This is a genomic window from Arthrobacter bambusae, from assembly GCF_030812595.1.
In the GTDB taxonomy this organism is placed as follows: domain Bacteria; phylum Actinomycetota; class Actinomycetes; order Actinomycetales; family Micrococcaceae; genus Arthrobacter; species Arthrobacter bambusae_B.
In genome coordinates, this window is the sequence record NZ_JAUSSZ010000002.1 from 355,697 (window position 1) to 374,416 (window position 18,720).

Sequence of the window (18,720 nt, forward strand, 5' to 3'; positions counted from 1 at the left end):
CATCCGACCGGCCCAAAGTACCTCACTTGGCCAGCATCCTGAACGCGAGCACAGTTTCGATCGCATCTCGCTGGCCGGCGTCGCCCGTCTGAAAATCGGATTCACCGCGCAGCGACCCCAGCATCAGCAACCCGCGCAACATACTCCTCCAGCCGCCCCAAATCCGGCTGTGACGAAGCATCACCCACCGCATCCGCACCAACTGCATTAGCCACCGCCAGCGCGGACCCATACGAAAGCCCCGACCGCAGCCCCATTACCAGCGCCGCACAGAACGCATCGCCCGCTCCAATTGTGTTGGCCACCGTCACGGCAGCAGCAGGAGCCGAAGCGACCCGCACACCACGCTCGAACATCGCCGAGCCATCCGCACCGTACGTCACCGCCACGAGCTTCGCGCCAGACAAGGCCGGGATCAGCTCGTACTCGGTCTCGTTGACGATCACCAAGTCGCACCGCTCCAGGAGCTCCGCTGGAAGGTCCATCGCCGGCGCTGCGTTCAGCGCGAAGAATCCGGAGGCGCGACGCGCAGCCTCCATCACCACGGGCAGGCCGACCTCGAGCTGGCACAGCACCGTCTCCTCAGCAGAGAAGGAAACGCCTTCCAACGAGAACCCCGAGTTCGCGCCCGGGCACACGACAATCTGGTTCTCGCCGTCGCGGTCCACCACGATCAAGGCGGTCCCCGTTGCGAAACCATCGAGCACGGCGACGTCCGAAACGTCAACGCCCACAGAAGACAGCGAAGAAAGCATCACCCGCCCCTGACCATCGCCACCCACGGCGCCAACCATCCTGGCACTCCCGCCAAGCCGTGCTGCAGCGACAGCCTGGTTGGCTCCCTTACCGCCCGGTTGCTGACTGAGAACGCCGGAGCCAATGGTTTCGCCGGCGGTGGGCAATCGGTCTGTGGTCGCGATGATGTCCAGGTTGATGCTGCCGACAACGGTGACGGCAGGAAGTCGAGTGTTCATGGGAAGTCCTAACGGGAAGGGGCTGGATTGAGAAATAGTGTACGGGATGGTTGTACTTGCGTGTCATACATGGTTGTATAACAACTCACATCCCAATGGCAGACCAGCCTGCAGACAAAGGAGTTTGATGTGAACACCCCAGCCACCGTTACCACTTCGCCGCCACCCGCCGTCGTACTCGAATCAGACGCGAGCAAGCTCGGCGGCCGCCGCGCGGCCATGCTCATTTCTGCCCTGCTGCTCGGCGTGCTGTCCTTCCAGCTCAACGCCAGCATGGTCACCCCGGCGCTCCCGCACATCGCCGCGAGCTTCGGCCTGTCAGCGGACAGTGCCGCCCCGGTGCAGTCCATGTTCTTCCTCGCTGGTGCCATCGCAGGTCCCGTGATCGGCAGGTGGAGCGACTTCATTGGACGCCGTTTCGCGCTCCTGCTCGTGCTGGCCATCATGGGCGCGGGCACCATCCTCTGCGTCGCGGCGCCCACCCTGCCGATCCTCATCGCCGGCCGCTTCCTGCAAGGCGTGTCCAGCGCGGTCTTCGCCCTCGCCTACATCGTGCTCAGCGAAAACCTGAATGCCCGCGTCTTCGGCACCTCCGTGGGCATCATCGCCGCCATCAACGGCGGGATCGGCGGCGTCGACGGCTACTTCGGCGGCCTCATGTCCGAGACCCTTGGCTTCCGCTCCATCTTCGTCGTCGTGCTGATTCTTACCGCCATCGCCGCGGCCTGCATCCTCAAGACCGTTCCCAAGGGACTACCGCAGGGCATCCGCGGCGCCATGGACTGGTGGGGAGCGGGCTCGCTCTCGGTGTTCCTGGTGTTCATCACCTACTTCGTGTCCGACGGCTCGGCCGCCGGTTGGACCGCTCCGAGCACCCTGGGCCTGCTGGCCGGCACCATCGCGTCCTTCGTCGCCTTCTGGATGATCGAGAAGCGCCGCCGCCACCCGCTCATCGCCGTCCACCACCTGCGCTCCCGCCAGGTCTGGCCGGTCATCGCGACCACGGTCCTGACCCTCGCTGGCATCTTCGCCATCATCAACTTCACCGTGGTGCTGCTGAGCCAGGACATGCACGCCGGCTTCGGGCTCAGTGCGTCCCTCTCCGCGCTGCTGTTCCTCACCCCGGCCGCGCTCATCGGTGTCTTCGCAGCGCCGCTTGCCGGTTGGCTGGCCGATCGCCGCGGCTGGATCAAAACCCTCCGAGCCGGCACCGCACTCACCCTCGCCAGCGCTATTGTCGCCGCCGCGTTCTCCGGCAACCAGGTGGCGGTGCTGATCGCCGTCGCGTCGCTCGGCATCTTCTACAACGGTCTCTTCCTGACCGCGATCAACGGACTTTCTGTCCTACTCTCGCCTAAGGAGGCCCCGGCTGCATTGCCCGGGATCAACGGTGCGTCCTTCGGCATCGGGGCGAGCCTCGGCGTCGTGATCGTTGCGCCGTTCGCCGCCCAAGCCACGTCTGTTGGTTATGCCACCGCCCTCTGGATCTCGGTGGCGATCACCGCCGTCGCGTTCATCGTCAGCCTCTTCGTCGCCGCTCCCAAGGGCGAAACCCTCTAATTCCTTCTAACTGAAAGAAGAACCACTCCCATGACCAGCCCGTTCTACCTCGACTGCGATACCGGCATCGACGACGCCCTCGCCCTCGCTTACCTCCTTGCTTCCCCGCAGGCGGACGTGCGGGGGATCGGCGCCGTCAGCGGCAACGTCAGCGCCGCGGTCGGCGCCCGCAACACCTTGGACCTGCTCGAGCTCGCCGGGCACGCGCACATCCCGGTCGCCCTCGGCGCGCACGACCCCCTTTCCGGCTCGTTCCGCGGGGGAGCACCGCACGTGCACGGCACCAATGGCATTGGTGAAGTTTCGCTCACGACGGCGGAGGCTCACCTTGCGTCCGAAACCGCGCCCGAGATGTTGGTCCGGCTCGCCCACGAGTACCCGGGCACGCTGCGCGTCCTTGCCATCGGCCCGCTGACCAACATCGCCGAAGCCCTGCGCCTCGATCCCGAGCTGCCAGGGTTGGTCGAGGAGATCACCATCATGGGCGGCGCGGCCCTGGCCCCCGGAAACATCACGCGGGTGGCCGAGGCCAACATCGCCAACGACCCCGAGGCTGCCGCTCTTGTGCTGGCTGCGGACTGGAACGTGACGCTCGTGCCGCTCGACGTGACCATGGCCAACGTGCTTGAGGAGAATCACCGGCAGGAATTGCTAGCGTCTTCCTTGCCTGTTCCGAAGGCGTTGGGGGAGATGCTTGGCTACTACTTCCGGTTCTACGAGGGCATTTACGGCCGCGCATGTTCCGCGATGCACGATCCTCTTGCCGCTGCGCTCGCGGTCGGCGCCGTTACCGCTGCTGTTGCGCCGGTGGTGCGCGTCGAGGTCGACACCACCTCCGGGCCGGGCCGTGGTCAGACCATCTGCGAGCTGCGCGGGCTGTACATGGACTACCCGGAGCAGTCCGGCGCCCGCTGCCGGGTGGTTCTATCCCTCGAGGATGACTTCGCGCCGCACCTGGTGGAGACGCTGCTCGCGTTTGGGCCTGACACTGCATCCGCTCCCGCCCTACTGACCCACCCCAACTGAGCCCGCCGCGCCCAACTAGCTCGCAGTTAATGTCGCTACAAGCCGTTTTAGCGACAATAACTGCGAGTCAGTTGGGCTGCCCCGGCGTGAAATCTGCGTTTCCCTTCAGGTCCTGCCCGCTTGCCGGTGGTTCCCCCTGATACCCGTTGCCGCCACGGTAGCTCCATTCGGGCTTCCCGCCCGCCGCGTTCGAGGTGACGGCCGGTCCGACGATCAGGAACCGGGCCTCCTCCGTGGCGATCGGGGCGTGTTCGACGCCTCGCGGCACGGTGAACAAGTCCCCTGGGCGAAGGTAGACATCCCGGTCGCGCAACTGAACGGTGAGGTTCCCTTCGAGCAGCAGGAATGTCTCGTCTTGGTCGTCGTGGCTGTGCCAGTTCACGGCGCCGATACCTTTGGCGACTTTGAACAGGTTCCCGTTGGCCTGGCCGAGGACCTTCTGCGACCAGTATTCCTGCAGCCCGGCTGCCTCATCGAAGACATTGTGCTTAATCATGGTTCAAGTCTTCGGGGTCACCTTCACGCCTGGTGAGTGCTATGAATAGCATGTGCCGAAAGAATCCTCTCAGCCGCGTTCGGTTGCGATCCTCGTTGACCAGGGGTCCAACCCCTTTGAGTTCGCCTGCGCCTGCGAAGTGTTCGGCACCCGTCGCCGAGAACAGCTCGGTTTTGAACTCTATGAAACCCAGGTGGTGAGCGCTCAGCCCTCGACCTTGATGCGGGACGGTCTATTCACTCTCACCGGGGCTGCCGATCTCTCGGCCCTTGAGACGGCGGACACCATCGTGGTTCCCAACCGACCCGACCCCGACACGCCCAGCCACACGGAGGTCCTGGAGGTCCTTCGACGTGCCCACCGACGGGGAGCCCGCCTCGTCGGTCTCTGCACAGGAGCGTTCACCCTTGCCGAAGCAGGGCTGCTGCACGGACGCCCCGCGGCGGTTCATTGGCAGGTCGCTGAGCAATTCCGGAAACTGCACCCCGACGTCGAGCTCCGGCTAAACGAACTGTACGTCGACGACGGCGACATCCTCACCTCCGCCGGCAGCGCAGCAGCGCTGGACCTCTCCCTGCACATCGTGCGAATCGATCACGGAGCAGAGATCGCCAACCGCGTCAGCCGACGCCTCGTCTTCGCCGGCTTCCGGGAGGGCGGTCAGCAGCAGTTCATCGACAAGGCGTTCCCTGAAACCCGGTACGTACCGCTCTCAGCAACCCTGGAATGGGCCAGACACCGCCTGGAGCTCGCCATCGGCGTCGCCGACCTCGCCCGCCACGCCAACGTCAGCCCCGCGACCCTGCACAGGCGCTTCCGGGACGAACTCGGGACGACGCCCCTGGCCTGGCTCACCACAGAACGCGTCCAGCTGGCCCTTCGCATGCTCGAACGCACCCCGGCAACCATGGACGAGGTAGCCCACCGCTCAGGCCTCGGCACCGCAGTAAACCTGCGCACTCTCATCAAACGCCACACCGGACTGTCTCCCAGCGGCTACAGGATGCGATTCAGCGAGTTGGGTGGAGGTGCAGCCAACGCATGAAGTGCCTATAGCCTTGGCTAAGACTGCAGTGTTTGCATCACCGAGAGGTGGCCGGCGCGGTCCGCGATGAGGCACTTGGCCAGGTAGAACGGCCGGTTCGCGTGCCGGACGTATTGGGTCAAAACCAGGACCGGGTCCGAGGCTCGCAAGTCCAGTAACTTGGCGCGGCTCGGGCCGACTTGGCTGAGGCCGATCTGGCACTCACCCGGCCCCAACCTGTTTCCCGCCGCTTTGTTGAGTGCGGCAAGCAAGGTGGTGCCGCCGTCGTCGTCTATTTCCAGAGGCGCGACGGCACCGCCGGCGAAGCTGACCGGGAGGGCGGAGATGTTTTCCTGCAGTTGGGCGATTGGCTCGCCGTCTCGGATCAGGACGGACTCCCAGAGCCAGCAGTCGTCGCCTGGGTTGATCCCGACGCCGGGGGCTGCAAACTCGGACGCGGGCTGCTTCACTACCTGGGTGCGCTTGATTTCCACGTGCTTGCCTGGGCCGCCGAGGACTTCCTCGAAGGGACGGATGCGTTCGATGCCGATGCGGGGGAGGGTATCGGCGACGAACCGGCCGACGCCGCGTCGGGCTCTGATGAGGCCATCTTCCTCGAGCAGCATCAGTGCTTCGCGGACCACGGTTCGGCTGACCTTCATGTCCGTGCCGAGCTCGGTTTCAGTCGGGAGCATGGAGCCGGGGTGCAGGAGGTTGTTGCGGATGGCTTCGGCGATCCGTGAGTAAACGACAACGCGTAGCGGCGAGCCGGGCTGGGCCTCTACCGGCTGGGACAGGAACCGGACGGCGTCGTCGTGCACGTTATGCCTCGCTTGCGTATTGTTCGGGGAATCTCAGCGTAGCAAGTGGTACGGGCTTGTTGGACAAGTGGGGCCTGCAAGGCAAAGGCACAGTGGCGATGCTAGCTGCAGCGAGTTGGGCAGCCGGCTACGTGTTTCGTTCTTGAACACGTAGACGCTCCTTTGTGACACGTAGATGGCGCCTTTATTACACGTAGATTGGCCATTTTTGCACGTATTTTTCGTTGTCTCACCACTTAGATGGCAAATCCAGCCCTAGCCTCTTTACGTCAAACTCGGCCCTCGTGCCACCCCATTGCCTGAATGAAGTGACTTGGGATCTGGAGGGTTGGCGCCGAGTCGTGACCGACCCGGTTGACTTCATCTGGTACCGGTGCAATTGGTAGCACGGAAGTAAGGACGAAATGAGTAACCGAACAGCCCCCATCATCATAGGTGCGCTTGGTCTTGTAGTCTTTTCCGTCGTATCCGTGATGTGGACAGTGCGGACATTTGAGATTGACGCTGCCAATCTGACAGAGGCAACCCCACCACTGCAGGCGGCCCTCTGGCTGGGGAGCATCCTGGTGATTGCCGGATCCATTACTTGGCTCATTGTGCTCAGAAGACGGGCACCTTAGGAGTAGCGGCCATTCGATCATTCCATCGACGAGCGCGGGTTCACGGCTTTCGATCGCGGCGGCGGCAATGCAGGCGTCCAGCTCGCGCCTCATGCGCTGGCCGAACCCGGGTTCGGCTGTTGCCAGGCGTTCGGATCATTTCACGGCTCCTGCTTCACTGGATCGCGACTTATTCGCTTAGTTTCAATTTGATCCTGGATTGTTGATGCAACTTCTTCCGGATGGGCGGTTGAGACGATCCATCGGCGGTTGTTCGTTTCAAATGCAACTGCAGGCCCTCCCACCAGCAGGCCTCGGGTGTTCTTGCCCATGACCTGGAAGCCATATCCGTCGGAGAGGGTTGTGTCCTCGGCCGTCGTTACGGCCAAAACGTCTGAGATCGGTACTTCGGTTGAATAGAACGGCGCGCAGCGTAGGACGATTTTCTCCCCGGTTATGGCCACGGAGACAGTCGCCCGAACAATCGCCCAGGTCAAGGCGACGATGCCGGCAGCTAGGACGAGCCCGGGCAACACGATTCCCGAGACCATGGCCGACACCACTACGACAACGACTGACGCGCCGACTATTCCCCAGATCAGGCCTTTGGAACGGCGCGCCAGGTGGGCCTCCGATATCACCATGTTTCCTCCGAATGCCTCGTCCTACTGGGACCGCCCTCGTCGGACCAAGTCCGGTCCCAGGCGTTCACTTTGCTTGCCTCCTATAGACAAACCATGTCGCAAGACTCGCCGCGGATGCCGCCAGGGAGAGCACCCACGTGGCCTGATTGCCGACGAAAGAAATGATGGCAACGATCAAGAGCATTACGGCAGCGGTGAGAGTTAGAACTTTCAACTGATGACCCTAAAGTGAGCTGTCCTGACCGGACTTTCTTAGCCGGTAACGGTGAATCGCCGGGACACCAATAAAGATGTAACCAAACGCTATGGCCGGGTATCCGACCCACAGCGGGCCGAGCAACTCGCGAACGGGGCCAATGAAAATCATGGCTACGCCCAGGAGCGCTATTGCGAGCGTCAGCCAGCCGCTCCAACCGTGAAGCATTACGTGTCGGGTTTCTTCTGCGGTGATCATTTCCCAACTCCTATGCCTTGTTTCCCGGCAATCTCTGCAACTGGGGATGACCCGGGATGGCAATCTGGACAGGTCTTCTTACAACCACCGGGCTACGAGTTTTCGTACTTGTTCCGTGTAAGCCGCTGCCGCACCAGCGAGTAAGCAACCCATGCGATGGCGCCCACTAAGGGCAACGCCAGAATCGCCACTGCTACTACGACCTTGACGGGTGTAGAAATCCACTTTGACGCCGTCAGTGAAGCGAGCGCGATAACTACCAGGACCAAGTAGACGATACCGAATAGAGGTGTAGCCCAGGAGTTGGCGTCCGGGATGACCGGATTAGCTGGACTCAACGCTACTGAGAGATCCGTCTCCACGACGGTGACACCGTTGCCCTGTAGAAGTTTCATCACAGCAAAATAAGCCCCGCCGTGGGCGTCTCCGTGTGCGATGCCCCGAATCTCAGTGTGATTTCACCAAAAATCCGTGTGAAAAGAGCCAATCTCAGTGTGCGAAAGCGGCCTTCTCCGTGTTCCCGAGCCCGTAGTCGCCATTCCAATCGCCCGCACAGTCGACGATTGCTGAGGCCTCGTGCCGTCAGCTGGACGACGCACTCGAACAACTGGTAACCAGTTCAGCGATCCGAGGAACAAAGAAAGTTACGATCCCATTACTGGAACCACTTCCTGAACCGAATCATGACGGCGACGATAAATTTTGGGTATTTACGGCCATTCCGAACGCTCGCGAGAGACGGAGAAAACATTGAACAGAACAGTAACCAGGGGATTATTGTTCGGGGCCGGGTTCGGATGCGCGTATGTATTCGTGGTTCTTCTCCTGGGAGGACCCAGCGGCTTGGGCGTGGCGGTACTCGCGAGCCTCGGTGGTGCGTCGGTCGGTGCCGTGTCGGGTTGCATCATTGCCGTCCTGACCTTTTCGGTGTGTCGCCTGACCGGAATCCGAAGTGATTATGAAAAATTCGCGGCTGCCGTAATTACCGGAGTTTCGACCCTGGTGATCCTCGTTGCCTTGGATTCGATATCGGAATCAAAATGGCCGTGGTGGACGAACCTTGTTTCGGCGGGTGCAGCAGCCGTAGTTGGTGGACTCTCGTGGCCTCGGACGAAAACTGTCGTCGGGGAATCTCGCTAGTCTCCCCAACGGCAGGTCCTCAGCGCGATGATGATCTTGTGCGCAGGAGAGGGCGAGGATCAAGAGAATAAAGCCACTGATCCAGCCGAGAAACGTAGCGGGGGTGCTGGTCCCTGCAAATGCGAATGATGCCGCTGCCGCAAGGAGGCAGATGATGACAGGTTCGGCTGTTCGCATTGTTCCCCTAACCGTGAGCGTACTCTCAGTTTATCGACCGCTGCGCCACCGCCGTAGCCTGCCGAAATAAATTCAAATCGGTTGACATGACGTAAGTCACTTTTTATATGCTGGTATCGGTCATGCAGCTGGCGTTCTCGATTTAGTACGAGGAGGTCAGACATGGCGCCGATTCAGCCCAGTCACCCCCATCTCCATGGTCAAAAGACTGGCCACCCCGGTCTGGGCCCTGCACCGCTGGGTGCGACGTGGACGCCGGACCCTTCCAGTGAACCTTGGCGTGGCTACGCGCCTAGGCAAAGCGCAGTTCAACAACTGTTTCGGCGTTGGCCATCAGTGCCCTCGCGCGAACTGGAACGGATCCGTCTCGTGCTTCTTCACTGCGACGAAATAGCCCACTTTGCCGCAACTCACCAGCTCTCCGAACCAGCCCAGGCGTTGCTGGCTCTTGTTACGAGCGAACTAAAGCGGCGGCGGGAATCAGGAAATCATCAACCGCCCAGCGAAACCCCGGCTACAGCCCCTCGCAAACGTGCTCCAAGACGCCGTCGGGAAGACCTTCTCTGATGGCGGGACACTTTGAATTGTTCACTGACAGCGGGGGTAGCTGCAGGGTGCGGCTGATTGATGAATTCGGAGAAGAGCTTGCCGTCTCCATTCCTTTCCGTGACACGGACGCTGCAGCCCGCGGGATCTATGCCTTCCGTGAGATCGCAGCAAGCGGACTGATTGAAGACCACACTTCCCGATTTTGAGGTGCCCGCGTTGCGCGTATCGGTGGCGAACCGTAGCGGCAGTTACTTCTTCGACGAACGCGGTTTCGCGGCTTTCGGCGGAAGAGTTGCAACGTAGGTGAAAGCCTTCTCGACCCATTCCGCTGTTTGTTCTTCGTTGTCATCCCAGGCTTCGGGCAAGCCGACGTAGCCTCCCATTGCGCGCCCTTCCGGGCCGAACGGAAGTGTCTCGTGCTCGGACTCGATGGCTGCCTTGTCGGCGTCGGAAAGCCTGACGCCGATCCGAGGGCCGAACAGTCCCGCGAACATGTTGCCGTTGACGAAGGCCCCCAGATTGCCGAACATCGGTTTGACCACAACGTCCGGGTTTTCAGGCACCACCGCGCGGAACCGGTCTTTGTCGGCGTCGGACGGTTTGGGTATCTGCACGTGTCTGCTCCGTGATAGGAGATCGAAAAGCCTAGGACTGCATGCAGCATACGACGGCGGGACGCGGGCTGCCAGCGTTCGGCACCGTATTCCTCGTCAATTGCGGACAGTAAGATGGGAAAATGTCGAGTGCACCGCAAAATGAACCTGCAGACCAGGTTCAAGGAATTTTGGACCTTCAATCTGTCTTGGTAGGCGCACAGAATGCGTCTGAATTCCTTACCGGGCTCTCTAAGCTCGCTGCGGCCGCGATTTCAGAAGCTTCCGATGACGAGATCGAATGCGCAGTCACCGTCAAGGTCCGACGCCGGCCCCTCACCGCAGCGGGCAGCAGCGGGCGCGCCCTTGAGCTTGACCGTCTTGAGCAGGCCATCGGTGACGGTCCCTGCATCAAGGCACTCCGGGAAATGTCACCTGTGATCATCGACGACGGTTCGATCGATTCCCGCTGGCCCGAGCTCACCAAAAAATTTGCCGCAATGGGCGTTCACAGCTCATTGGGAATTCCCATGGAAATCAGCGACGACGCCAGTGCCGCGCTGAACTTTTTCGCATCCAGGCCAGGCGTGTTCACCCAAGATGTCTTCGATAAGGCCGTGGGCTTTGCCGCTGGTGCCCGCGACATACTCCACTTGTCCGTGCGCATTGATGCCGCCCACCACCGGGCGGAGGATTTGGAATCGGCCATGCAAAGCAGGACCGCCATCGACCTGGCTTGCGGTGTCATCATGGCGCAAAACCGATGCTCGCAGGCAGAAGCGATGGAAATCCTCACGAGGGTTTCGAGCAACCGCAACCGCAAACTTCGGGACGTAGCAACCGAACTGATCGAAGGGCTCTCCGGGAACAGCATCCAAACCCACTTCGACGGGTAGGAGCAGTAGGGCGCAGTCTTCCAAGCACAGGAACTGATGCGATCCTCCGGAAACGGTCCTAGAGTGTTGGCCATGGCTATCGCACGCTTCCCGGTCGTGGTCCTCGACTGTCCCGATCCCAAGACCTTGGCCGAGTTCTACAGCGCCCTGCTCGAATGGAAAATCGAGCGGAACGACGACGACTGGTGGTCTATCCGCGCCGAGTACGGCGACTCGCTGGCCTTCCAAAAAGTAGAGTCCTTCAATCCGCCACAATGGCCTGGCCAAGATGTTCCGCAGCAGATGCACCTCGACCTCGTGGTCGACGACCTTGATACGGCCGAGGCGGCTGTGCTCGAGCTCGGCGCGACTAAACACGAACACCAGCCCGGTACCTCATTCCGGGTCTTCTTCGACCCGGCCGGTCACCCTTTGTGCCTCTGCCTGGACTGATTACCTGGGCTGATGACTCCGTCGGGTGCTTTGCCAGGGCAGCCCGTTCGCCTCAAATAACCCGCTCCGCTCGTTCCCAATGGTCCCGCAGCAGCGCGGCAAGCCGGTCGGGTTCGGTTCGGTGCGGGGGATCGAAGTGGTGACGGTCCGGGATCATTTCGAGGCGAAAGTCCGGGAACACCGTGGACAGCCGCTCGGCAACCTCGCCATAGTCGTCAGGATTGCTCAGGCCGCCGAGGACAAAGAACACTGGGCGATCAAACGCAGCGAGTCGAGCCCTCTCCAGATCGTAAGTCTTGAAGTCCTGCAGAAATGCCCTGATCCCGGTCGGCCGCTTGGCCATCCACGGCGGGGGTCCACCCTCGGGCGGGGGCGACAGGACGACGTCGGGCTTCACTCCCAGCCTCATGAACGCTGCCATGAACTGATCAGGCGGCAGTGTTTCCAGGGCTTCATATTCCTTCCAGACTTGGGCGTGTGCCGGACTCCAGTCCCAACGTCCCGCCCACGCGGGCTCCAGGAGCGCGAGGCTAAGCAGCCGGCCCGGATGCTTGGCAGCGAATGCCAAAGAGGCGGCTCCGCCTCCCGAATAGCCGAGCAAATGGAATGTCTCCCAGCCCCGTGCATCGGCTTCGCGGAGCACACCGTCGACCTCGGTGTCCAGGCTCCAGCCCGGCGGCGGCTCGTCGCCGTCGTACAGTTCCAGCTCCTTCGCGACGGCGTCGACGTCGGGACCCAGCGCTTCGATCAGGGCGCCGAAGGCTGGTTGGGCGGGAAGGACGCTCCCAGGAAGAAGGACGACCTGAATCGGCTTCATGGCGGAACTCTACGCCGGTTGGTGCGGGAAAGAAGGGGAGATCCCGGAGTCCGCTGGAATGACCCTAGCGGGTAATTTGCGGGAGACCGCAGGAAACGCAGTTGGCGGCGTGCGCCAGATGAAGGATTTCGACAAAGACTAGCCATCCGCCGAAAGGCCTGTATGCTTGTAGCTGTTGTTGTGTTTGGCATTTGGTAGTTCAGGCAGTTCCCGCGGTTCATCAACCGCGACCTTCTGAAGTAACGGTGGAGAACACCCCACACCGGAGGCCCGACAGTCGGGACAACCTCCACCTTCAGTAAGGAAACTGAAAAAATGGCTACAGGTATCGTCAAGTGGTTCAACTCCGAAAAGGGCTTCGGCTTCATCTCCCCGGAAGATGGCAGCCAGGACGTTTTCGCTCACTACTCCGCAATTAACTCGGGCGGCTACCGCTCCCTCGAAGAGAACCAGAAGGTTTCCTTCGACGTCGAGCAGGGCCCCAAGGGTCCCCAGGCAGTAAACATCCAGGCTCTCTAAGCTTCGGATTTCAAAAAGCAGGGCCGGTCAATGACCGGCCCTGCTTTTTTGTGCTTATTCGTAGGTTGAGCGACGCGCAAATTTCCTAGTGGTGCGCTAAATTCCTGACGCTACCGGAATTCGCGTAGCGCCAGGAATTTTCGTTGTCGCTCAGCCATGCGCCCCCACTAGAACATATATTCGGATGGAGAAACTAAGATTCGAATACATATCCACATGCGCGAAGTTCGGCCTAGAGGTGGCCGCGAAGCCCCCGTAGCGTCGAAACCAGAGACCACCACCAGGAGGGCCATGGAGAATCCGCTGCCAAACCTCACCACCTTGGACGCCGGGGGAACACTGAGTTTTCTCTGGCGCACACGTAGATGGGAAGTAAAACCCCACGTCAGCACACGTAGACGACGTCTCGCGCACACTGAGTTTCGCCAAAACACCACTTAGATGGCCTTTTTGGAATCTACGGTTGCCCTTGGAACGAACTTCGTCAGCGCACCTGGCGAAATTCGGTGGAGGTGCCCGGAAGGCGCTTCCGACGCCCGGCCTTGGGCGGGAACAGTTGAATCGTCTGGACCTTGCACCGCCTTCGGCCCGGAGAGCGTTGGATGAGCGCATCAGAGAAAGTTGGATCGCGAGTGTTCGATCAGGAAGTTCGGCGAACGCTCGACTACGTTGCCCGCGGAATGATGGTTCGAATTGTCGGGGCGCCGGGCAGCGGCCGCACGAGTGTCGCGCAAAAAGCCATCGCCGATCTCGAAAAGACCGGGGCAACGGTTTACTCCATTTCGGGTCTCCGCTCACATCGCGGAATACCATTTGCTGGAATACACAGCCTTAGCCTTGATATTCGAATTGGCCAATTGGGAGTCCTGGGTGTGGCCGACACCCTGGCAGGCCGGCTCTCACGGCCGGGGGAACGGGTGCTCGTAATCGATGATCTTGAGTTCGTCGACGCGGAGACCGTAGCGGTTCTGGATGCTGTCCGGCTTAGGACCAAACGGCCCATGATCTTCACGATGAGCGAGTCATCCATCTACTCGATGGGGCAAGCTGCGGTGCTCAGCCCGGGGCCCGAAGCCAGGGTCCACCTGAATCCGCTTCGCTACGAGCAGGTGAACGAGCTCATCACCGACATCCTGGGAGCTCCCGCGGACACAGACACCACTGCCCGGATCCTGACGAAATCGGCAGGGAACCCCCGGCTCGTGGTTCGCATCGCTGAAACTGCTTCCCTCAGTGGCTTGATTGTCCTCCGCCACGGTCAATGGCACATGACAGGCGAAACCCTGTGGAATGAGCACCTCCATGGCACGGTGGAATCCCTCCTCGAAGGACTTCAACCGGACGAGCTCACGGGCCTTCAGGCAATGGCAATCGCCGGGACGGCGCCCCTTGATGTGCTGCAACAGGTGGTCCATTCCGACGTCCTCGACAGGCTCGAACAGCGCGGCCTGATTTCCGTCATGGAGGATCGCCACGACACTGTCAGCGCCGTGATCACCCCGCCTGTCTTGGTCGACTATTTCCGTGGTCAAAGAGTGCTCACAGCCAGGAAGGTCCTGAAGAGCCGAATCACACGAGCGCTGAGTGGTTTGCCGCAGGAATCCCACATTGACGCCAACTCGGCCGATTCGCTGATGAGGGTTCTGGCGGCGCTGCGCCTCGAACGGAGCACCGCCGACGCTGCCATGGCCCGCCATTTCCACGAGCAGATCTCCGTTCTGGAGCGACAGCGCTACGAGATGTGGGATGCCGACAGATCGGTAGCCAATGCGGTAGCACTTCTGAGCGTCTACTGGGGCTCGCCTGTTGACGCAGCGAGAATCGAGCGCGTGTTTGCCCACACCCCGACCTCGAATGGACAATCGTGCGATCTCCTGTTCCTGGCTTTTACCAAAGCACTTTGGGCGATCCATCAGGGCAAAGGGCTCGATGCTGCAGCCGATGCACTCAGGAGCTTCGGGAAGGAACGTCCCGAATGGTCCGCCGAGGCCGAGGCGGCGGAACTTTTCCTTGTGGCGTCCTACGATCGAATGCCGCAGGATCTCGACGAGATCTTCGCCCGCCTACCCGATCCTCACCCGCAGGCCGGCGTCATATCCAGCATTCGGGGCATCCTGGAACTCTACCGGTTCAACCCTTCCGGCGCGCTCAAAGCCATCGACAATTCCGCTGGGTTAAGGGGCATCCCCGGAATCGAACCGTTCATCCGCGGAATGGCCTTGTTCAGCTCGGGCCGCATTGACGAGTCAATTGTCTTTGCGCTTGAGCAGCGCACAGAGGCCCGCCGCAAGCTGGACCAATTCGGGATGGTGTCCACGAGCTATGCGGCCGCCCAAGGCCTGATCTACCGCGGCTATTTCGACGATGCCGAGTACCTCATGGGCAATATCTTTGCATTGGGCCGGCCGGGCTTCCTGGTGGATTCCCTGTACGACGCCATGCTCAGGCTTGCAGGACTGAGGACGGCGACGTCCGCGATCTTGCCTGCAGCGACCCTTGCCACCCAGGCGCGGCGCGAAGCTGAAGACATCGGCCCGCTCCCCGGCACCGCGAGAGGAGTCTACGAGCTCGTCGCCGCGCGGCCGCTCATTCCGGCCGTATTCGACGCGAAAGCCGCCAACCTCATTCAACGGCAGCTCGAACGTGGCTATGTTCTGGAGGCAATCTATTCCGCATTGTTTTTCACTTGCCTGCTCCCTGGCCGCAAGGTTCTCGAACTCCTTCGGCAGACCTTGAGGGAGTACGCCCCCACTTCACATGATCAGCTTGTAGCAATTGCTGCAGCGGTAGTAGAGGAAGACCACCAAACGCTAGACGTGCTGCTTGAGCATTACGAGCCTGACGGCGATTTCTACCAGGTGCGGATGCTGCTCCGCGGTGCCTTCAAGCGCCATGCCTTCGTGGATGACACCGTCGGTGCCGCCGCAATGGACCGGGCCTACTCCATGTTCGCGACGCGATTTCCCTCGGCGGACGAACCCGTCGCCTTTAGTTCCGGAAGCTACTCACCCTTGACCGTCCGGGAAATTGAGATCGCAGCCCTGGCCGGTCATCGCTCCAACCCCGAGATCGCCGAGCACCTGGGCATCAGTATCAGGACCGTGGAAAGCCACATCTCCAACGCGCTGCGCAAGACGGGAAGCCCGTCCCGCACCGCCCTCTTTGACCTTGTCCGGGATTCGTCCCCGTTCCGCGCGAAGCGACTTTCCGAGTGAGCCGGCTAGATCACAAACGGGAGCCACTTTGAGCGCCTCGCATCAAAGATTTCACCGCTGTGCACGCGCCACGTATTGCCAGTTCTCTTCATGGTGAAACGCAGTTTCGACTTGGGCCGTGTCGTCTGCGCGTAGCGGAACGTCACCTCGCCAGGGATAGCCTTTTCCAGTTTGATGACATCACGGTCCGCATCGTACGTGGGCGGATAACCTATCCCACCCGAATCCATTCGGCGACGATCGCAACTACCGGGAACCAGATGCTGCGCGAAGATTCCCGCGAGCTCGCGCTGCGCGTCGTCCATTTCCTTGACAACGGCCTTGCGCTTCTCCAGTAAAGGCGCGATCACCAAATAGTTCCTCATCTCCCAGGCATGCATGGCGTCGACGAAATCGACGAACGCCCTCACCGCCGGGCCATTTGACTCGCTACGAGGATCCAAGGACATCAATTTCCCAACCGCCTCTCGGTATTTCGATCGAACTAATAATCAAGGTAGGTGCGGCTGCGGACACTAGGTGTTCGAATTCATTAGATTGAGTGGCAGATTTGCGCCGATTAGGTGGTGGCTGGTCCTATTGCCGCCCAACACCTACTCCGGCAGGTCTAGAACCCGTGTAGGTGTGCGGATCGGAACTACTCAGCCACTGTCCCCGACGCCGGCTCCGCCTCGGTTCGCTTGAACACGAAGGAATGGCTAATGGTTAGCTGATCCGGAACCGTGTGGGAGACAAGAACCACCACTTTGTGCTGTGCCCACTCAGTGAGCTCGCCGATCAAGGCATCGATGCCCTGAACGTCCATGCCGTTGAACGGCTCATCGATGGCGACCACAGGGGTATCGGCGACAGTGCACATGAGCAGCCAGAGCTTCCGGATGTTGCCCGTCGACAGCATGGAGACGGGTTGCTCCGCCCAGTCCTCCAAGCCATATCTCGCCAGTCGGGCGAGCCCGGCGTCCGGGCCGACCTGACGGCTGCGGGCCGCAAGAGCGAGATGATCGTGAACGGTCATGGATGGGTAGAGCGCCGGCGCCGTACGGCAAACGCTGCGTACGCGCCGCGCATCAGGCGAGCCGGCGTCGATACCGCAAAGGCGGACGCTTCCGGCCCAAGGCTGGAGGAAGCCGCTGATGAGCTCCAGGAGCGTCGACTTCCCGCTGCCATTACTGCCAGCCACCCGGTAGAGCCCCGGCTCGTTCATGCTGAGGCTTAACCCGTCCAGGACCGGGGTGCCCTGGCGGTAGCCGGCGGTTACGGAATCAAGTTCGATTGAAGTCGCAAAAGACGTTGGCGCAGGCATACGGCGGCTCCCAGGGTCAAAAGGATGGAATAGCCCAACAACAGCACGGTGCTGAACTCGGGGCTGACAACGAGGACGAGCGAACAAGGCGAAATCAGGAGAAGCGTGACAAGGGCATCCATCACATCGTTGGATTTGGTGCCGTCTGTGGTGGTGGGCGGCCGCGAGAGTGATTCCGCGACGACTCCGGACGCTGCCACGATCATGCCCGCGAAGACAGCACCGGGAACCGGAATCTCCAAGGCGAGAAGCGCCCCGAGGAAGACGAATCCACCGATGGCCGCCCCCGCCATAATGTAGATCCCGACGAGCCGGACGATGATCGCAGTGGCAGGGAAGCCGTTCTCCCAGGCAAAGCGGTAATGGTAGAGCTTTGCTGTGGGCCCGATCCGGTTAAGCATCGGTTCCGTGATTCCCAGGCTCACGAGGACTGCAATACCGATCAAGGATTTCTGCAGGTCCCCGCCACTGAGGGCCGAATGCAGGGGGAGTACGCCCCTGGCTCCCAGGAGGATCCCAACGATGGTGATCCAAGCGAGGACGATGGTGGTGATCACTGAGCCTTGTTTGCTGCTCAGCAGATCCATGACAACGAATAGCCCGAAGCTTGTCCTAGCCCCTTGCTTTCCGCCCCGCTCTGCGCCCAAAGAAATCTTGCGGTAGCTGAGACGGAGCCACGCGCGGATGCTGAGCAGGATCAATACCCCTGACCCCACGGCCGCCAGCAGGCACAACACCGGCAAAAAGCGCGCGGGGTCCTCGGCGAAGCCACCAAGTCCAGAAAACCGGGGAACGAGGAAGCCGGTGGCAGCCCCGAGCAACAATCCGAGGGTGAGGGCCAAGAAGCAGTACAGCCAACGGAGGCCTATCCGTCGTGCAGGCGTCGAAGCGAAATGGAGAACGCAGTAGACGCACGCGCAGGAGGCGAGGGCCAGGACGGAGACCGAGGCCACCACGATGCTGAGGTAGCTCGAGGTTTCCTCGAAAAGGACCATGAGGAATACCGCGGCCGAATACCAAAGTAGTCCCGTGCGGCGGAGGGCCGGGATCAGGCCGTACCTCACGACGACCTGCCGGAGGGGAAGTTCCAGCGCCCGGAAGAGGTCCAAGTGCGGAGCCCCGGAGACTGCCAGCCGTCGGCTTGAAACGACCTCGGTGAGAACCGTTGCGACGGCGGAGTAGAGGATCGCAAGGAATCCGCCATTGAGCACAGCCGTCGTGTCATCGCGGAGCGGGCCTTCGCGAAGAACAGACAGAGTGGACGCGAACACCATGGTTCCAAGCACCATCAAGGCTATCGATCCGAAGGTCGCAAGGGCCCTGAAGCCGTCCAGCGTGAGCGGCAAACGCAACGCATTGACGATTTCGAACGCCCGGAAGTCCCGCAGGATCCGGTAATCGGACCGCCGGACCGACGCAGCATGAACACCGGCGTTCGACACCTGGCCCGCTACGTCGATGGGAGAGACATTGGTCCTCAT

The 18,720-nt window shown here is 61.3% G+C and carries 20 protein-coding genes; 9 read left to right on the forward strand and 11 right to left on the reverse strand.

Features of this window, described 5'->3' with window-relative positions; translation table 11 throughout:
* Positions 1-101 precede the first annotated feature (101 nt).
* On the reverse strand, positions 102-974 hold the full coding sequence (locus tag J2S96_RS05050; RefSeq protein ID WP_306860520.1) for a ribokinase: 873 nt from the start codon (positions 972-974) through the stop codon (positions 102-104).
* A 129-nt stretch (positions 975-1,103) separates the two neighbouring features.
* On the opposite strand from J2S96_RS05050, the gene J2S96_RS05055 reads away from it, so the two are divergent.
* The gene (locus J2S96_RS05055; protein WP_306860521.1) at positions 1,104-2,534 is read left to right on the forward strand and encodes an MFS transporter; all 1,431 of its coding nucleotides are present in this window, start codon (positions 1,104-1,106) and stop codon (positions 2,532-2,534) included.
* Positions 2,535-2,564: 30 nt separating this feature from the next.
* Positions 2,565-3,560 carry a nucleoside hydrolase gene (locus J2S96_RS05060; RefSeq protein ID WP_306860523.1) on the forward strand — a complete coding sequence of 332 codons (996 nt, stop codon included), beginning with the start codon at positions 2,565-2,567 and terminating at the stop codon, positions 3,558-3,560.
* Between the two features lie 67 nt (positions 3,561-3,627).
* On the opposite strand, the gene J2S96_RS05065 is transcribed toward J2S96_RS05060, so the two are convergent.
* Positions 3,628-4,056 carry a cupin domain-containing protein gene (locus J2S96_RS05065; RefSeq protein ID WP_306860525.1) on the reverse strand — a complete coding sequence of 143 codons (429 nt, stop codon included), beginning with the start codon at positions 4,054-4,056 and terminating at the stop codon, positions 3,628-3,630.
* A gap of 52 nt (positions 4,057-4,108) precedes the next feature.
* Between J2S96_RS05065 and J2S96_RS05070 the strand changes: the two genes are divergently transcribed.
* A complete protein-coding gene (locus J2S96_RS05070) occupies positions 4,109-5,101 on the forward strand; it encodes a GlxA family transcriptional regulator (protein WP_306860527.1) in 993 nt (330 codons plus the stop codon).
* A 17-nt stretch (positions 5,102-5,118) separates the two neighbouring features.
* On the opposite strand, the gene J2S96_RS05075 is transcribed toward J2S96_RS05070, so the two are convergent.
* Positions 5,119-5,901, reverse strand: coding sequence for a GntR family transcriptional regulator (locus J2S96_RS05075; protein WP_306860529.1), 783 nt, complete (start codon positions 5,899-5,901; stop codon positions 5,119-5,121).
* Positions 5,902-6,305: 404 nt separating this feature from the next.
* Here J2S96_RS05075 and J2S96_RS05080 point away from each other — a divergent pair, with 404 nt between their 5' ends.
* Positions 6,306-6,521, forward strand: a complete 216-nt coding sequence (locus tag J2S96_RS05080) for a hypothetical protein (RefSeq protein WP_306860531.1) — start codon at positions 6,306-6,308, stop codon at positions 6,519-6,521.
* A gap of 140 nt (positions 6,522-6,661) precedes the next feature.
* Here J2S96_RS05080 and J2S96_RS05085 read toward each other — a convergent pair whose 3' ends face one another.
* The 4 genes from J2S96_RS05085 to J2S96_RS05100 all read right to left on the reverse strand — a co-directional run bounded on the left by J2S96_RS05085 (position 6,662) and on the right by J2S96_RS05100 (position 10,078).
* Complete coding sequence (locus J2S96_RS05085) at positions 6,662-7,144, reverse strand: hypothetical protein (RefSeq protein WP_306860533.1); 483 nt, start codon at positions 7,142-7,144, stop codon at positions 6,662-6,664.
* A gap of 223 nt (positions 7,145-7,367) precedes the next feature.
* On the reverse strand, positions 7,368-7,598 hold the full coding sequence (locus J2S96_RS05090; protein WP_306860535.1) for a hypothetical protein: 231 nt from the start codon (positions 7,596-7,598) through the stop codon (positions 7,368-7,370).
* A 92-nt stretch (positions 7,599-7,690) separates the two neighbouring features.
* Positions 7,691-7,993, reverse strand: a complete 303-nt coding sequence (locus J2S96_RS05095; RefSeq protein ID WP_306860537.1) for a hypothetical protein — start codon at positions 7,991-7,993, stop codon at positions 7,691-7,693.
* 1,719 nt (positions 7,994-9,712) lie between these two features.
* The gene (locus J2S96_RS05100; RefSeq protein WP_306860539.1) at positions 9,713-10,078 is read right to left on the reverse strand and encodes a TfoX/Sxy family protein; all 366 of its coding nucleotides are present in this window, start codon (positions 10,076-10,078) and stop codon (positions 9,713-9,715) included.
* Positions 10,079-10,200: 122 nt separating this feature from the next.
* Between J2S96_RS05100 and J2S96_RS05105 the strand changes: the two genes are divergently transcribed.
* Together J2S96_RS05105 and J2S96_RS05110 are read left to right on the forward strand one after the other, a co-directional pair.
* Positions 10,201-10,953, forward strand: coding sequence for a GAF and ANTAR domain-containing protein (locus J2S96_RS05105; RefSeq protein WP_306860541.1), 753 nt, complete (start codon positions 10,201-10,203; stop codon positions 10,951-10,953).
* 72 nt (positions 10,954-11,025) lie between these two features.
* Entirely contained in the window at positions 11,026-11,385 is a 360-nt protein-coding gene (locus J2S96_RS05110; protein WP_306860543.1) for a VOC family protein, read from the forward strand.
* A gap of 52 nt (positions 11,386-11,437) precedes the next feature.
* Here J2S96_RS05110 and J2S96_RS05115 read toward each other — a convergent pair whose 3' ends face one another.
* Entirely contained in the window at positions 11,438-12,202 is a 765-nt protein-coding gene (locus tag J2S96_RS05115; RefSeq protein ID WP_306860545.1) for an alpha/beta fold hydrolase, read from the reverse strand.
* Here J2S96_RS05115 and J2S96_RS05120 point away from each other — a divergent pair.
* The 3 genes from J2S96_RS05120 to J2S96_RS05130 all read left to right on the forward strand — a co-directional run bounded on the left by J2S96_RS05120 (position 12,201) and on the right by J2S96_RS05130 (position 15,936).
* Complete coding sequence (locus J2S96_RS05120) at positions 12,201-12,344, forward strand: hypothetical protein (RefSeq protein WP_306860547.1); 144 nt, start codon at positions 12,201-12,203, stop codon at positions 12,342-12,344. The two genes, J2S96_RS05115 and J2S96_RS05120, sit on opposite strands and share 2 nt — an antisense overlap.
* A gap of 173 nt (positions 12,345-12,517) precedes the next feature.
* Positions 12,518-12,721, forward strand: a complete 204-nt coding sequence (gene cspE / locus J2S96_RS05125) for a transcription antiterminator/RNA stability regulator CspE (protein ID WP_028266315.1) — start codon at positions 12,518-12,520, stop codon at positions 12,719-12,721.
* A gap of 632 nt (positions 12,722-13,353) precedes the next feature.
* Positions 13,354-15,936 carry a LuxR C-terminal-related transcriptional regulator gene (locus tag J2S96_RS05130; RefSeq protein WP_306860553.1) on the forward strand — a complete coding sequence of 861 codons (2,583 nt, stop codon included), beginning with the start codon at positions 13,354-13,356 and terminating at the stop codon, positions 15,934-15,936.
* Between the two features lie 5 nt (positions 15,937-15,941).
* Here the strand turns inward: J2S96_RS05130 and J2S96_RS05135 are convergent, their stop codons facing one another.
* The 3 genes from J2S96_RS05135 to J2S96_RS05145 all read right to left on the reverse strand — a co-directional run bounded on the left by J2S96_RS05135 (position 15,942) and on the right by J2S96_RS05145 (position 18,720).
* Positions 15,942-16,379, reverse strand: a complete 438-nt coding sequence (locus J2S96_RS05135) for an NTF2 fold immunity protein (protein WP_306860555.1) — start codon at positions 16,377-16,379, stop codon at positions 15,942-15,944.
* 194 nt (positions 16,380-16,573) lie between these two features.
* Entirely contained in the window at positions 16,574-17,239 is a 666-nt protein-coding gene (locus J2S96_RS05140; protein ID WP_306860556.1) for an ABC transporter ATP-binding protein, read from the reverse strand.
* Complete coding sequence (locus tag J2S96_RS05145; RefSeq protein ID WP_306860558.1) at positions 17,191-18,720, reverse strand: hypothetical protein; 1,530 nt, start codon at positions 18,718-18,720, stop codon at positions 17,191-17,193. The genes J2S96_RS05140 and J2S96_RS05145 overlap by 49 nt, the downstream gene beginning before the upstream one ends.

Excerpts from the sequence above, each read along its gene's own strand:
- J2S96_RS05050 (WP_306860520.1), bottom strand. The coding sequence starts at position 974 with ATGAACACTCGACTTCCTGCCGTCACCGTTGTCGGCAGCATCAACCTG.
- J2S96_RS05060 (WP_306860523.1), top strand. The coding sequence starts at position 2,565 with ATGACCAGCCCGTTCTACCTCGACTGCGATACCGGCATCGACGACGCC.
- J2S96_RS05065 (WP_306860525.1), bottom strand. The coding sequence starts at position 4,056 with ATGATTAAGCACAATGTCTTCGATGAGGCAGCCGGGCTGCAGGAATAC.
- J2S96_RS05080 (WP_306860531.1), top strand. The coding sequence starts at position 6,306 with ATGAGTAACCGAACAGCCCCCATCATCATAGGTGCGCTTGGTCTTGTA.
- J2S96_RS05085 (WP_306860533.1), bottom strand. The coding sequence starts at position 7,144 with ATGGTGATATCGGAGGCCCACCTGGCGCGCCGTTCCAAAGGCCTGATC.
- J2S96_RS05090 (WP_306860535.1), bottom strand. The coding sequence starts at position 7,598 with ATGATCACCGCAGAAGAAACCCGACACGTAATGCTTCACGGTTGGAGC.
- J2S96_RS05095 (WP_306860537.1), bottom strand. The coding sequence starts at position 7,993 with ATGAAACTTCTACAGGGCAACGGTGTCACCGTCGTGGAGACGGATCTC.
- J2S96_RS05105 (WP_306860541.1), top strand. The coding sequence starts at position 10,201 with ATGTCGAGTGCACCGCAAAATGAACCTGCAGACCAGGTTCAAGGAATT.
- J2S96_RS05110 (WP_306860543.1), top strand. The coding sequence starts at position 11,026 with ATGGCTATCGCACGCTTCCCGGTCGTGGTCCTCGACTGTCCCGATCCC.
- J2S96_RS05120 (WP_306860547.1), top strand. The coding sequence starts at position 12,201 with ATGGCGGAACTCTACGCCGGTTGGTGCGGGAAAGAAGGGGAGATCCCG.
- J2S96_RS05115 (WP_306860545.1), bottom strand. The coding sequence starts at position 12,202 with ATGAAGCCGATTCAGGTCGTCCTTCTTCCTGGGAGCGTCCTTCCCGCC.
- cspE (WP_028266315.1), top strand. The coding sequence starts at position 12,518 with ATGGCTACAGGTATCGTCAAGTGGTTCAACTCCGAAAAGGGCTTCGGC.
- J2S96_RS05140 (WP_306860556.1), bottom strand. The coding sequence starts at position 17,239 with ATGCCTGCGCCAACGTCTTTTGCGACTTCAATCGAACTTGATTCCGTA.
- J2S96_RS05145 (WP_306860558.1), bottom strand. The coding sequence starts at position 18,720 with ATGAGGACCAATGTCTCTCCCATCGACGTAGCGGGCCAGGTGTCGAAC.